The 13,626-nt window shown below is 54.1% G+C and carries 12 protein-coding genes and 1 pseudogene; 4 read left to right on the plus strand and 9 right to left on the minus strand.

What is annotated here, in order from left to right; genetic code table 11:
- Positions 1-252 (minus strand): annotated as a pseudogene (locus tag VKV29_RS02325) (hypothetical protein); the annotation flags it as partial.
- A gap of 332 nt (positions 253-584) precedes the next feature.
- Here VKV29_RS02325 and VKV29_RS02330 point away from each other — a divergent pair.
- Positions 585-1,271, plus strand: a complete 687-nt coding sequence (locus VKV29_RS02330; protein WP_324199687.1) for a DUF1559 domain-containing protein — start codon at positions 585-587, stop codon at positions 1,269-1,271.
- Positions 1,272-1,534: 263 nt separating this feature from the next.
- Positions 1,535-2,578 (plus strand): sigma-70 family RNA polymerase sigma factor, encoded by a 1,044-nt coding sequence (locus VKV29_RS02335; protein ID WP_324199688.1) that lies wholly within the window; start codon positions 1,535-1,537, stop codon positions 2,576-2,578.
- A 32-nt stretch (positions 2,579-2,610) separates the two neighbouring features.
- Here the strand turns inward: VKV29_RS02335 and VKV29_RS02340 are convergent, their stop codons facing one another.
- Positions 2,611-3,393 (minus strand): hypothetical protein, encoded by a 783-nt coding sequence (locus VKV29_RS02340; protein ID WP_324199689.1) that lies wholly within the window; start codon positions 3,391-3,393, stop codon positions 2,611-2,613.
- Positions 3,390-4,307: a phenylalanine 4-monooxygenase gene (locus tag VKV29_RS02345; protein WP_324199690.1), complete on the minus strand. Its 918-nt coding sequence runs from the start codon at positions 4,305-4,307 to the stop codon at positions 3,390-3,392. The genes VKV29_RS02340 and VKV29_RS02345 overlap by 4 nt, the downstream gene beginning before the upstream one ends.
- A 340-nt stretch (positions 4,308-4,647) precedes the next feature.
- Between VKV29_RS02345 and VKV29_RS02350 the strand changes: the two genes are divergently transcribed.
- Positions 4,648-5,766, plus strand: a complete 1,119-nt coding sequence (locus VKV29_RS02350) for an SMI1/KNR4 family protein (RefSeq protein WP_324199691.1) — start codon at positions 4,648-4,650, stop codon at positions 5,764-5,766.
- Positions 5,767-5,925: 159 nt separating this feature from the next.
- Here the strand turns inward: VKV29_RS02350 and VKV29_RS02355 are convergent, their stop codons facing one another.
- Positions 5,926-6,375: a hypothetical protein gene (locus tag VKV29_RS02355; protein ID WP_324199692.1), complete on the minus strand. Its 450-nt coding sequence runs from the start codon at positions 6,373-6,375 to the stop codon at positions 5,926-5,928.
- A 320-nt stretch (positions 6,376-6,695) separates the two neighbouring features.
- On the opposite strand from VKV29_RS02355, the gene VKV29_RS02360 reads away from it, so the two are divergent.
- Positions 6,696-8,663 carry a DUF6785 family protein gene (locus VKV29_RS02360; protein WP_324199693.1) on the plus strand — a complete coding sequence of 656 codons (1,968 nt, stop codon included), beginning with the start codon at positions 6,696-6,698 and terminating at the stop codon, positions 8,661-8,663.
- A gap of 2 nt (positions 8,664-8,665) precedes the next feature.
- Here VKV29_RS02360 and VKV29_RS02365 read toward each other — a convergent pair whose 3' ends face one another.
- The 5 genes from VKV29_RS02365 to VKV29_RS02385 all read right to left on the minus strand — a co-directional run bounded on the left by VKV29_RS02365 (position 8,666) and on the right by VKV29_RS02385 (position 13,570).
- On the minus strand, positions 8,666-9,517 hold the full coding sequence (locus tag VKV29_RS02365) for an ABC transporter permease (RefSeq protein WP_324199694.1): 852 nt from the start codon (positions 9,515-9,517) through the stop codon (positions 8,666-8,668).
- Positions 9,514-10,137 (minus strand): EpsI family protein, encoded by a 624-nt coding sequence (locus tag VKV29_RS02370; protein WP_324199695.1) that lies wholly within the window; start codon positions 10,135-10,137, stop codon positions 9,514-9,516. Before VKV29_RS02370 ends, VKV29_RS02365 begins: the two co-directional genes overlap by 4 nt.
- 11 nt (positions 10,138-10,148) lie before the next feature.
- Entirely contained in the window at positions 10,149-11,102 is a 954-nt protein-coding gene (locus VKV29_RS02375; protein ID WP_324199696.1) for an exosortase/archaeosortase family protein, read from the minus strand.
- On the minus strand, positions 11,095-12,219 hold the full coding sequence (locus tag VKV29_RS02380; protein WP_324199697.1) for a glycosyltransferase: 1,125 nt from the start codon (positions 12,217-12,219) through the stop codon (positions 11,095-11,097). The genes VKV29_RS02375 and VKV29_RS02380 overlap by 8 nt, the downstream gene beginning before the upstream one ends.
- Positions 12,220-12,289: 70 nt before the next feature.
- Complete coding sequence (locus VKV29_RS02385) at positions 12,290-13,570, minus strand: polysaccharide biosynthesis/export family protein (RefSeq protein ID WP_324199698.1); 1,281 nt, start codon at positions 13,568-13,570, stop codon at positions 12,290-12,292.
- Positions 13,571-13,626 lie beyond the last annotated feature (56 nt).

Consider the following 13,626-nt stretch of genomic DNA (forward strand, 5'->3'; position numbering starts at 1 on the left):
GCGCTCCACGATATCGGTGGTTGGGTTCGTCACGCGCGTGTAGTCGTAAAAACGGCTGACTCCCCCGGCGGCCTCCTCGATCTCCGTCGGCTCTAGCTGATAGTTTGTCGCCCGCTCTTCATAGGTAGGAAAAGTGAACAGTGAGTTTTGAAAGATGGGTGGGATCACAGCACCATGAAACTTGGAGGGGTCTTCAGCAAAATGCGCGCAGAGGGTTTCAAAATGCGGCCGATTCCGTTCTTCGTCTGTCATGCTATCTTCCTTAGGCAATAAGGTTGCAGGCTGTTATGGAAAAGTATGATACCTCAAAGGCCTCGATAAGCGCCGTCACTTTTATGAGGAGCAGCGCTCCCTAGTTTCCCAACCTCCTCGCCACCCCTCGTACCTCAACGAGGTAAAGTTTTTGGAGAAAGAGACCACAATCAAATTTTGCGCCTGCGCACGGGGTTCCTTAGGAACAGTGGAGGCTTCTTATGCGTATAGCCATAATGCACAAAAGGGAATCCCCGTTTCTCTCTTGTAGGAGCGGGGCTTTGTATGTCATAATGCACGCTCCGGAACAGGCCGGGGGAGGAACGGGGAGAATGCAGAGAGACAAAAATACGGGCTTCACGCTCATAGAGCTGCTTGTGGTGATCGCCATTATCGCCGTGCTTGCTGCCATTCTCTTCCCTGTATTCGAGCAGGCGCGCGAAAAGGCACGACAAACGGTCTGCCTTTCTAACATGCGACAAATGGGGCTTGCAACCCAAATGTATGCCCAAGATTACGACGAGCGGTTACCGCTAGCGGCAACATCGCTTTCGCCATTCGTGTTTTTAAACTGGCATGATCTGCTCGACCCTTATGTGCGCAATAAGCAGATATGGATATGTCCATCCTCTAATCTGCAACAGTACAATAGTTATGGCAAGCCGGTTTGCCAATATGGTTGGAATGCCTACTACCTAAACCTTGGTGTCGTTGTGAACAACATCTACACCCTGAACAACGCGCCGGGAGTTTCGTTGGCGGCCATTCAGCAGCCCGCCCACACCGTGATGATGGCCGATGCGAAAGGCATTATCGGTAGGCCGCCGCCGAACCATGTTAGCACCTATCTGCTTCCGCCTTCACAGCCGGATGCAGACTATTGGGGCAGACCAGACCCGCGCCATAATGGAGGTGCTGTGGTGACCTTGGCCGATGGGCATGCCAAATGGTTTTCGCTTAACGGCTTCTACTGGGCACAGCAACCTACCGATGCCTGGTTTGCCCTAAACCAACCCTAAGTTTTGGTGCCCTATTCTACTGAAACTTTTCCTCCGTGAATTATGTCTATATATCGCGCGTAGGAAAAGCAGGGTCTTCGTGAAAATATGTCATCGTTAGAAGGCGCTTTCACGACTTAGGCACGTAAAAACACGTATATAATGATTTGGAACGATCCCACGATAGGAATCGGTGTACCACGGTAGTGAGGCGAGAGGCGTAGGCTGCAAGAGATAAACGAGTTCAAAGAAAAATTTGTTGATAGTTTTAGGAGGGAGGCGCGATGCCCCTGGAGATGGTAGAGATGTATGAATTAGGCGTTCTGGAGCGCAACTTGGATGAGCTGGAGGAGACGACCGAGGCGTTGTCCCCTTCAGAAATAGAGGATTCTGTAGAAGAGATAGAGATTTCGGAGCCTTGCTTGGCGACGGGTGAGGAAGCGGTAGCCGATGCCGGCGAGCTGGAAGAGAGCGCACAAGCTTGGCTTCGACGCGCCGGGAAAATGGCTTTGCTTACCCACGAGCAGGAGATCGAGCTGGCTCGCCAAATCGAGACGGCCCGTCAGACCGGAGACAAAGAGCTGGAGCGACGGGCAAAAGAGCGCCTCGTGCTGGCCAATCTTCGTCTCGTGGCCTCGGTAGCACGTCGCTATCTCGGGCACGGCATGCCGATAGAAGACCTCATGCAAGAGGGTGCCATCGGCCTTATGCGCGCGGTAGACCGCTTCAACTATCGGCGTGGCTACCGATTTAGCACCTACGCTATCTGGTGGATTCGCCGGTCCATCACGCGCGCCATCGCCGATCAGTCGCGGCTCATTCGTCTGCCGGTACACGTTACCGACACGCTGGGGCGCATCAACAAAACGCGCCTTGCGTTGCGTCAGCGGCTAGGGCGCGCCCCCTCACGTGCCGAGTTGGCTAAAGAACTCGGCATGCCGGAGGAGAAACTGACCGAGTTGCTGCGCAGCTCTGTGGAGCCGCTTTCTCTGGAGATGCCGGTGGGCGAAGAGGGTGAGAACCGCCTGGCCGACCTTATTCCGGCCGGCGATGCCCACAACCCGGCCACAGAGGCCGCCCATATGGCCGTGCGTGATGCCCTCATGGAGGTGCTTGCCGAGCTAACCCCTCGTGAGCGCGACGTGATCATCCTCCGCTTCGGAATGGATGGCGCGGAACCACGCACCCTAGAGGAGGTAGGCAACGCCCTCGGTTTAACCCGTGAGCGCGTCCGCCAAATCGAGTCTTCCGCCCTCGCAAAGCTGCGCCAACAACGAAACAACCCGCGCCTGCGCGAGGTAATCGGCCTTAAACCTACGCCGGAGTAGCGAAAAGCCGAAGTCCGTCTTAGAGGGGCTTCTCATCGCGAGAGGCCCCTCTTATCTTCTTCCTGAGCTTCTTCCGCTAATAAACGTTTCAGCGCCGCCGCTAAGGGGTTTTCCACCGATGTTGCCTCTTGGGCACTCTCTACATAGAAGCGCCAAGCATCCCGCTCCGGGTCCTCTACAGCTCCCTCACGCGCTTCCGGTTCAAGCCAGTTTGCCGGTAGCTCCAAACCAAGCTCTGCGGTGCTCTCTTCCACGGCCGCCGGAGGAACCCATATCACACCTAACTCCTCGTACTCTTCGGTAGGCGGCACCACTAAAAGCTCCTCAGACTTCCCCTCAAGGCCGACGCCCTCCTCCACCAGCACCGGAACCGGCTCCGCTCCCACGTAAACGAGCCGCAAGAGAAGATAGCGAACCTGCTTTGATCGGGCTAGAATCTCTGCAGCCGCATCCAGCTGATCGAGCCCCACCCCCATCGCCATGCGCTCCTTTGTGGTGAACTTGATCTCGAAAAGGCAGAGCGATTCTGGGTCAATAGGCCAAACGGCATCTAGCTCCCTATAGAGACGGCCATGTCGCCCATTTGCAAGACGCTGTTCCCAACTGAGGATACGCTCCTCCTGTAAAGGAACCTGCTTTCCAAGCCAATGTCGTACCGCCTGCTCCACCAGACCGCCCAACATCTCGCCAGCCTGGCGCGGCCCACCCCGGGAGGGACGCAGATCGGCCATACGACGCCGATAGGCGATGTAGTCAGCATCATCTGGACGCACCAGACGAATATCGCGAACCGTATGAAGGGCATCGCGCATCATGCCCGTTGACCCCCGTTACCGGCAACATGCAGGAAACTTTGCAAGTCACTCTCACGCATCGTAGGCTCACCGGGAGCGACATTGTTAAGCCGCCCCTCCCGCATCCATCTCTCTAGCGTATCTACCAGTTGGTAGAGATGATCGAAACTCTCCACCACAAACAGCAGCGGCTGATAGTGGTCTATTTCAAACGCCTGATTGATCACCCACTCGATCTGTAAAGGATAGCGCTGCACCTCTGGCGATTCGATGCTGTGCACGATCTCCCCATACGAGCTTAACAGGCCGCTCCCATAGACCTTCAGCCCTTCTGGCGTGCTCATAAGCCCAAACTCAATGGTAAACCAGAAGAATCGGGCAAACGCTTTCAGGATATTGGTAAGTCGGCGCAGCTGCTCCTTCGCATTGCCCATTCCCGCCACCATCTCTACGGCAGTATGGGCACAATCGCCGAGTCGCACAAGCGTCTCTGCGAAAGCCGGGTCGGTGTGCATCGGCACATGGCCGGCAACGTCGTGGAAGATGTCGGGTTCAGGCAGATAGTCAAGGTTTTCTAGCGACCTCACCGTGATCGTCGTTGGGAACTCTCGGTTCCGCAGACAATCGAAGAAAAGGAAGGCCGGCACGTAGCCGCTTACCGCCTTCGCACGAAATCCGGTAAGCGGTTCGAGGAAGCGGTTCACCTCCTCCAGCTTTGGCACCCGATCGGGGGGCAAACACAGGCATTGCAGCCCTTTCAAAAAGTGCGGGTTCGCATAGCGTTGCCACAAGGGGATCATGCGCCTGTAGAGCTGTCGCCAAGCCTCGTGGTTCTCCTCGCAATAGAGGGCATAGGGCTGCGTTATAAAGAGCTGCCCTGTTCCTCGTGCTTCCTCAATAAAGGGGGCTTTGGTAGTTGTTAATCCGGTATTCATGGCTTTTTCTCCTGCACATCGTTGTGCGGTAGCCGCAGCACTCTATTCTATTTTGGCGCTTTCTTTCAAATATTACGTACTGATTGCGGCAAAAGCGTCTAGCGCATACAGTTATTCAGGTATACTTTGACCAGAGGCTTTCGAGGAAGCGCCTGTTCGCCTCGCGCATATTTTTACTACGGCAACTCATTCAAAAAGAGCTAAGCAGAAAGCCGATTATAGCCGATATATTAACGGCACCAGCAATTTCTGCAGAGGCATAATGGCTGTAAAGGGCGCTTTTCATCGCTACATAGGCCAATAGGTACAACCTTATGCATTTTTGGAGACAATCGAACATATGAGCCGAAGAGAGGAACGCCGACAGGCCGCGACGGACGCAGCTCTTCGCGCTTTAGAGCGGTTTTGGCAGCTTCGCCTGCCAGAACTGTTTCGGAGTCTTTATCGGCAGCAAGAACAACCGTTTCTCGGTCACTGCGAATTTTTCACGCTCGACGCCATTCTCGCCGGCAGCGGCAGAGAATATGGCATGCTTCCCCAGCTGTTGCCCTTTGGACGCGCCGTAGATGAGGGCGGCCTTTATGGCTTCTATGCGCCGCTGCAGAAGACCGAGGTAGACCAATGGCCGGTGCTCTATTGGGACGAAGATGAGATGTTTCTACGCCCTGTGGCCTCCGATTTTGGAGCTTTTCTCCGCCATTGCGCTCTCGTTGGGCGTTATGAACTGGAAGAACAGTGGGCCGAGATGGAGCTTTACGACCCAGAACAGTATCAGTTGCTTGCCCACCTCGGGCTTGCGCACTACAAAGATACCCCCTGTCCGCGCAACGAAACCGAACTGCATCTCGCCATCGTTGAATCCGACCCGCAAGCCGCCCTCAGTCTGTGCCATCTTGGATGTCGGCGTCGGGCTAATAACGACGACGAGCGGGCACTCGACTATTTTCATCGGGCTGCCGAGGCCGCCCCTTGGTTCGGTGACCCCTGCTATCTCATGGCCGATGTCTATCGGGAAAGAGGAGACCTTGCAAGAGCGACGGAAGAGTGGTGGGCGGTTTTAAACCATCTTATCCCGCTGTGCACACGAACTTGGGAATGGGACCTCGGTGCAGACCATCCGGAAGCCGACATCTACGAAGTCGCTGCCGACGCCTTGGTGCAATATAGTCGTTATGCCGATGCGCGCTTTCGTAGTGACCCCCTCTGGCATGTCGCCGTTTTTGACGATCCCTACGATCCTAAGGCGCGTGAAGTCCTCGGAAATACCTACTTGGCTCAAGGCAATTTCGAGGCGGCCGAGCGAGAGTTTCTCAACGCACTCACCCTTGCCGTTGGCGAAGAGAGCGACCAACCCAACCGCCTCTACGATTCCCTTATCATCCTTTACGAGCGCACCGGTCGCTCGCGCGAAGCGAGCCTCGCCCGCTACGATCGAGCGCTCCCACCACCAAACGCCTAGGTTCGTAAACCGCTGTTCAAACCATGCCCCAAATAGGGGTAGGCACAAGGCCTATCCCCTTCAGCATTTGCGTGCATATCTGTCAACAGTTGGTAACCCTTAGCCGGCTTTTTCGCAGAATACACGGAGCGCACCGTGAGGGCATCACACAGAAGCGTTCTAGAGGCTTTTGCGTGGACGGCCACGGGGGCGAATACCTTGAATCTGCCGCCACTCGTCTTGTACCTCCAAAATGAAGCGCCGCACCCTAGGCCCCGGCCAACCCGTAAGGCGCGCCACCTCGCCGCACTCAATGTAGACATGCTTTTTGCAGCGCTCAAGCACGTAGTGCCGTGCGGCACGCTCCTGAGCCCATTCCATAATTCCGTCCCACTCGATTTCCGATGAAGTACCTGCAGACAGCATAGGAGAAGTATCCTGCAGCGTTGTAGACCGAGGCTCTATGGGCGTTGCGACCAGCATCTGTTTGACCGTGTCTCTTGCGCTACCCCGTCTTTCTATCACTACAGCCTCCGAGGCTTCCGAAAGAACGGGCAACTTCTCTGAGATAGAGGAGCGCTTTTCCGTCCGCAGTCTAAACGCCGATAGCTCCTGTTGCTCCTTGGGCATTTTTCGTTCTCCTTCTACCTAGCCCCCGATTCCACAGGGTCTAGGCGCTTTCTTCCTAGCCCTCTTATTAAACCAAAATATGTAGACGTTTGTCAACTACTATTGGAGAAAATTTTTAGCGTGTCCCAAAGGGCCTCTGCTCCAAGGCTCTAAGTCGAAACAGGTTACTTATTGACAAGAATATCTTGGTTTTTAGCCAAAGACGACATATAAGCCCTATCTACAAAAGTATCTGTGACAAACAGCGATCTCGAAAATGACCTTTTTCGAGGTACCATAGAATGCAGGAACTGTATCGGAGAGGAGTCGCAACACCATCTTTGGGAAACGATCAAGGTCTTTCAAAACGCGCATTCGTACTGGCACTGCTGCTGTCGCTCCTGGCGGGCTTTTGGGTGAGGCGTTCCGAGATCATGGTATTGGCTACCCAGATTACCGAAAGCGTGCCCGCCATACCCGGCCTTGCGGCCCTAGCGCTGCTTATCGCCCTCAACTCCCTGTTTCGTAACCTTCGTAAAGCTGGCCTCTTTTCAACGGCAGAGCTACTCACCGTTTTCCTCTTTGTAACCGTCAGCACAACCATCATGGGCATTGGGGTAACCCAATTCCTTTTCTCTTTAATAACCCTCCCCTTCTATCTGAAAACCAAAGATATTGTCCCCAATCGAGCCTACCTGCCGAAGTGGCTAGCTCCTCACGATCTGCAGGCCATCAAGCACCTCTACGAAGGTGCACCTAACGGTGTGGTGCCATGGCATCTCTGGATCGTTCCGTGTCTCTGCTGGCTTGGCTTCTTTTTGGCACTCTGGTGGTGCTTGGCAAGCCTTATGGGGCTGCTCTACCATGCCTGGGCTGATGACGAACGGCTCTCCTTCCCTCTCGTTGCACTGCCTCTTGAGATGTCGCAAACGGATGCCCAAGGCCCTCCTTTCTTTCGTAACCCGTTGATGTGGTCTGGCTTCGCGCTTGCAGCCGTATATAATCTTATCAATATTGCACACGCTTTGGCTCCGGCCTTTCCCGCCATAGGCAAACAGTTCGATCTCTCCCCCCTCTTCAACTCGCCTCCTTGGAGCGAGATGAAACCGCTTATTTTTCACATCCGCCCCGAACTTATCGGGTTAGGTTTTCTGGTTTCTACAGAGATAAGTCTTACGGTATGGGTATCTTACTTTGTGCTGAAGCTGGCAGCGGTTTTCGGGGTAGCACACGGTGCGTCGCCCGGCCTGTTGCCTTACTTTCAGGAAGAGGGCATAGGCGCCTACATGGTGCTCGCCGTGCTGCTGATCTGGTTAGCGCGACGCCGCCTTAAAGAGGCCTGGAGAGCGGCTTGGCACAAGGAAAAGGGCGCAGAGGTGAAAGGCTTTGGCCTTGAGGATGGAGAGAGCGCCGTGTCTAGCACCATCGTCAACACGCGTTATCGTCGGCTTTGGCTAGGTTTTTTCGGTGGGTTTCTCATCACCTGGGGCTATATGTGGGTGGCCGGAATGGGCTGGTGGATCGCGCTAGCCTATCTCGCTCTCGTTGTAGCCGTCGCCATGGTTTACGGCCGACTTCGCGCCGAAGCCGGTGTGCCGCTCATCTGGCTGTTTCCCTATCAGCAACAAAAGGCCTTCTTTCTTTATACCTTTGGCTCGGCCCCGTTTGCCCGCAACAGCCCCTCCACCTTAACCATATGGGCGCTGTTTGTGTTTCTGGCCAGAGGTTACTTTCCTGAAATGACCGGTTACCAGATAGAGAGTTTAGAGATAGCACGCCGTGTGAAGATTCGTGCGGCCAAACTCTTTCAGTTTCTGGCCTTGGCGGTCGTGGTAGGCATTATACTCGGCTGGTATAACCATCTCGTGCCCTACTATCAACATGGGGTCGTGCAACTGCGTGGAGAGATATGGGGTCAATGGTTAACGGAACCGGAGTATAGCGCCGCCACCGGCTATATGAAAACTCCGAAACTTCCCGACATTCCGCGCATCTACGCCACCGTCATCGGGGCCCTTATCGCCTTCTTGCTTTGGTGGTATCGCATTCGCTTTACCGGCTTTTGGTTCCACCCCATAGGCTATGTAATGACCTGTAGCTATGGATCGCTTATTTGGGGGCCGTTTCTGGTGGTTTGGATCATTAAATCGCTTGTGCTTCGCTACGGGGGCATGTCACTTTATCGGCGGCTCATTCCCTTTTTTCTCGGCTTGGCCTTGGGACATTTTGCCGTTGCCGGCATTCTGTGGGGGCTTATGGGCGCCTGGGTCGGTAGCGCCGTGCAGGGCTATCCGGTCTTTTTTGGATAGCCCTAAATAACATCGGCAAAACTTCGTTCCACGTTCCTAAACACCATGGCGCCTCCCACAAAGATCGCCACGGCACAGACCACCGCGTACACAATGCTGCCTAAAGAGGGCGGAGAAACCCCAAAAACCGCCCACCGGAAACCTTGCAAAATCACCGCCAACGGGTTCAGCATGTAGATGGCATGCAACTTACCGTGCACAACATTAGCTCCGTAGGCCACCGGGCTGGCGTAGAGCAGAATGTTGAGAAGCACCGGCATAACCTGGCGCACATCCCGATAGGGCACCGCACCGGCGGAGCTGATGCACCCGATGCCGAGCGCCATGATCAGCAAAAGGAAAAGCCAGAAAGGAAACAGCAGTATCGTCCAGTGAACACTTACATGGTAAGAAATAAGCAACACAATAAGCAGACACAGGCCGATACTGAAATCTAACAGGCTGCCTAACGCCGTAGATAACGGTAAGATCAGGCGCGGAAAGTAGATTTTGGAGATCATGTTAGCGTTGCCCAAAAGCGTTGCGATGGAGTTGGTTATAATGCTGTTGAAAAGGTTCCACGCCATGGTGCCCACAAAGGCGAATAGAATATAGGGCACATGATCGCTGGGCAACTTGGCCACACGCCCAAAGACAAAGGTAAAGATGCCCGCCGAGATGAGGGGAATAATAATGACCCAGGCCACGCCCAAAATGGTTTGGCGGTAGCGCAAACGAATATCCTTTCCGGCCAGAGCGAGAAGGAGATCACGATATCGCCATAGCTCCTTCCAATCTATAAACTGCCACCTTTTGGGTGGCTGAATTGTGGTTAGCGGCCGTTTTGCCGCCTCTGGCAAGCTCTCTGTGCTCATCTCTTTTCTTTCACCAAAGCGTTAACGATAGGCTGAATGGTCAGTGCGAAGCGTTTTAACACGTCCACGCTGCCCGGCCCTTCGGTGTTGCTCATGCGTACCACTAAAGAGCCGCCTCCCTCCCCTGTCAGCAACTTGCGCCAGGCATAGAACTTCTTTTGGGCGATGCCGCCCATGGGGATTTGAGCGAGATAGCCTCCGGCCAGGTAGTAGGCGAAATCTTCGGTATAGCCGTTGAGTGTGGCCTTCATAAAGTTGACCTCTTGCCCGTTCCAATTGAGTATCTTATGGTCGAAAAGGGTCCATCCTTGCGCCGGGAAGCAGACATTAGGGTCATGAAAATCGTCGTAACTCTTTCCCGTAATCAGCTCAAGGGTAACGACATGCCCCAGTGGGTCTCGATACTCCCTTTGAATGATGGTGGCGGTAGGTAGCGCCTTTTGAACGGCTGGGTCTACCGGATCGTCTGCCACACAAACCCAATCGCCGATATGGCGTGGGAAGTTCTCGATGGGCACCGGGTGCGGTGTGGCGAATTTCAGCCGTCCAAACCCTAAATTGGCCCCCAACCCCAATAGCAGAAGGGCACAAATCAAAAAGCTATAGCGTCTTTGCTGCATATGTTCCCCCTCTAACCTCCATGTAACGCGACCTCCGCCTCCGCAGGCCGTTCTTGGGCTTTCTCCAGTGCAAACCGGCTTCTGTCGCATCCCATGTACTTGCCCACCGTGAGAAACAGCACACAAGAGAGCGCGATCACGAAGAAATCGGCATACTCGTGTGCAATATGAAAGGCATGCTCACCGAACTCCGTTCCAATAAAGATAAGACCGGCGATGCGCACCACATTGGCTGTTAATGCCACCGGCAGCGCCAAAAGGGTAAGTAGAAGCCAACGCCTTCGAGGCAGTGCAAAAAACCAGCCGTAAAGCACCGCAAAGCAGAAAAAGGCCAACAGCTTCTTAAATCCGCTACAGGCTTCGGCCACATCCAGGGTCATTCCAGGAATCTGAATGGTGTTCCCTTGCCGAATGAGCGGGAAGCCCAAAGTCTGCATAATACCGGCAGAACCGATGGCGCTTAGATGCTGAATCCAGACATCCGGTGGATTGATGATCGGCATGGGCACCGGAGCTGCAAGCAACAGCACCAACACGGGAAACCGTGCGGCTCGCCAGAGTTCTCGCCCATGAAGGGCCAGAATGCAGCCGGCCACCACCGGTGTAAGTGAGAGCATCATAAGGAAGCGCACCCGTAAGAACCACCCTACCCACTCTATCAAGACGCCGAGTGCGATCCAGAAAAAGCCAACGGGGTCTGGAGCCGGTCGCGCCGCGCGTAAGCGATCTTTTTGAAGATAGAGCAGTCCGATCGCGATGGGGGGAATAAGCACACCGTAGGAGTAGATGCCGCTTTGAATTTGAAAAGGGATCACATCCAGGAATACAGGCATATAGAGCGCTATGGCTGCCAAGATGACCAACCAGATATGTAGTGGCCAACGCCCCACTTCCATCAAGGTATCCAACAGCTCTTTTTGCCAAGGTGACGTTACGGTGGTTCCCTGTTTTGATGCTTCAGACATTCTGCCTTCTCTCTCCAGACACGACCTTATGCTGCTTAGCCATCTCCTCTTCGATGATCTGCCGCATACGCTCCTTAAATACCGAGGTATCAAACCGTTGGGCGTGCTGGCGCATAACATGAATATCGAACGCGAGGCTTTCGGCACGACAGAGGGCTTCACACAAACTCTCTACGCTCTGCTCGGGGAAGAGTACACCGGTGACTCCATCCACCTGTGTATCGAGCGCCCCACCGGCAGCGTAGGCGATGACGGGACAACCGCAGGCGTTCGCCTCTACCGGTGAAATGCCAAAATCCTCCTGTCCTGGCATAATATAGCCACGCGCGTGCGCCATAAGTTGAACTAACTCGGCATCGCTCACGCGCCCTAGAAACTCGACGGTAGGGCCTGCGATTCGCCTGAGATAGGCCTCTTGGCGTCCGCTCCCCACCACCTTCAGGGGTCTTTTCAAGCGATTGCAAGCCTCTATCGCCAAGTCCAACCGTTTATAGGGTGCAAAGCGTGCCGCCACAAGGTAGTAGTCCTCTTTTTGCGCGGAGGGCTTAAAACGGTTCGTATCCACCGGTGGATAGACGATATCGCACTCACGGCGATAGAAACGGGCGATGCGCTGGGCCACCACCGTAGAGTTTGCGACATATCTATCTATCCGCAGCGCGGCCACAACATCCCACAGGCGCAAGCGATAGAGAACCGGCTCCAGGAGAACGCGCTCCAGTCCTCCTATCTCCTCTCTCTCTAGATAGGAATGGGTCATCCATCCAAAACGCATGGGGGTATGGGTATAGCAGATGTGCACCGTATGCGGCTGCGTTATCACCCCCTTTGCAAAGGCCGATGAGGAGCTAATGACCAGATCGTAGCCCCGAAGGTCAAACGATTCAAAGGCTAAAGGATAGAGAGGTAAGGCAAAGCGATGCGTTTTTTTTAGGGCTGGCAAGCGCTGTAGAAAGCTCGTGCGGATGTCCCAACTTTTAAAGCTTGCAGGCATGGCTTCGGGCACATAGACAGAGGTATAGACAGGCGCTTCCGGAAACATTTCATGAAGCACCTCAACAACTTTCTCTGCCCCACCCATCTGAGCCAAATAGTCGTGGACGATAGCGACCCGCATGGCCGATTCCCTTCTGTTGGCATTGCCAGGTGCCCCAAAAGGCAGGCACCTGGCAAACAGACTAAGGCTGCTAGAAGCCCGCTACAATACGCAGGAGGTTAGCGCTCGAAAGCAGATTGAACAGATCGTTAAAGGTAAACCCATGTTTTCGAGAGGGAACGATGATGAAGTCTCCGGCGTTTAAAGGCACATTGACGCTCTGGTCGCCGCGGAAATAGCGATTTAGGTCAACAACCTCTATAGCGCCCTGCTTTTTGAGTTCATTAAACATCCATTTCGAATCTTTGGCTTTTTTCGGGTCTTTTTGTTCTAGTTCTTTTTCTACCTTCTTCTCCAGCTCGGTGTGAATCACTTCCACTGCACCTATATTGGCTTCTTTTGTTGGCCCTCCACGCCGATTGATGGCATCCCACAGCCTATCGCCGGGGCGAAAGTCGTAAGGCCCTTGACCAGCAACCTCACCGTAAAGATAGACAACATTGATTTGACGTGGAATGTAGATACTGTCGCCGGGTTGAAGAGGCAGATTTTGAGAGGTATCACCGTCTAAATAGAACTTTTGAAGATCGAGGTGGATCGTTTTGCCATCTCGAGTAAGGGTCGCGTTCGAAAGATCGGCGTCCCCGTCAATGTAGCCTCCGGCCATGGTGATCGCCTCCGCCACAGTCATCTTCTTAATGAAAGGAAACTGTCCGCCTTGCCTTACATCTCCGGTAACGGTAATGAACTGATAGAGCTTAGGCACATAGACAATGTCGCCCTCATGCATGAGGATATTTTCCGGCGAATCACCTTTTGTCTCAGGGTTACTGAGGTCAAGAGTTTGCGATGTTCCGTCCTCATGGGTCACCGTCACATGACTGAGGTCTCCTATGTCACCACCACCGCCCATGGCCGATATCACATCAAGAATGCGTAAACCGGGGCGCATCGCAACCTCGCCCGTCTTGGGCGTATATCCGTAGACGACGATAGAATCCTGAGGGCGCTTCTGAACGAGAAACACGCTGACACTTGGGTTTATGACAAATTTCGACCATGCTTGTGTCAGCATGGTGGCGACCTCTTCGACCGTTTTTCCTAAAACGTTGATAGGCGAATCCGCCAGCAGGGGAGGCGTGAGCTTACCGTCGGGTGGAATCTGTACGCTGCCCATCGTCAGCTCTGGAAAGTTAACGACTTGAATAGAGATCACATCGCCCGGCCCCAAAAGGTACTTTGAAACCACCTTCGTTGACGGAATCTGCGTGTCCGATCCGTTAGCCGGCAGCGTTGTAGGCGTCGTCTGGGCGAAGGCTTTAGGCGATAGCAGCGCGAAGCCTAACAGCAAGGCCAATTTACCGATTCGCATAACAACACTCCTTTGGCCAAAGGCCGTCCTTTGCAACGGAAAAACTTTTTGAGTAA

The organism is Chthonomonas sp. (assembly GCF_035294165.1).
Lineage (GTDB): Bacteria > Armatimonadota > Chthonomonadetes > Chthonomonadales > Chthonomonadaceae > Chthonomonas.

Coding starts and splice junctions, on each gene's coding strand:
- VKV29_RS02335 (WP_324199688.1), top strand. CDS start 1,535: ATGCCCCTGGAGATGGTAGAGATGTATGAATTAGGCGTTCTGGAGCGC.
- VKV29_RS02355 (WP_324199692.1), bottom strand. CDS start 6,375: ATGCCCAAGGAGCAACAGGAGCTATCGGCGTTTAGACTGCGGACGGAA.
- VKV29_RS02370 (WP_324199695.1), bottom strand. CDS start 10,137: ATGCAGCAAAGACGCTATAGCTTTTTGATTTGTGCCCTTCTGCTATTG.
- VKV29_RS02350 (WP_324199691.1), top strand. CDS start 4,648: ATGAGCCGAAGAGAGGAACGCCGACAGGCCGCGACGGACGCAGCTCTT.
- VKV29_RS02375 (WP_324199696.1), bottom strand. CDS start 11,102: ATGTCTGAAGCATCAAAACAGGGAACCACCGTAACGTCACCTTGGCAA.
- VKV29_RS02330 (WP_324199687.1), top strand. CDS start 585: ATGCAGAGAGACAAAAATACGGGCTTCACGCTCATAGAGCTGCTTGTG.
- VKV29_RS02340 (WP_324199689.1), bottom strand. CDS start 3,393: ATGATGCGCGATGCCCTTCATACGGTTCGCGATATTCGTCTGGTGCGT.
- VKV29_RS02385 (WP_324199698.1), bottom strand. CDS start 13,570: ATGCGAATCGGTAAATTGGCCTTGCTGTTAGGCTTCGCGCTGCTATCG.
- VKV29_RS02365 (WP_324199694.1), bottom strand. CDS start 9,517: ATGAGCACAGAGAGCTTGCCAGAGGCGGCAAAACGGCCGCTAACCACA.
- VKV29_RS02345 (WP_324199690.1), bottom strand. CDS start 4,307: ATGAATACCGGATTAACAACTACCAAAGCCCCCTTTATTGAGGAAGCA.
- VKV29_RS02380 (WP_324199697.1), bottom strand. CDS start 12,219: ATGCGGGTCGCTATCGTCCACGACTATTTGGCTCAGATGGGTGGGGCA.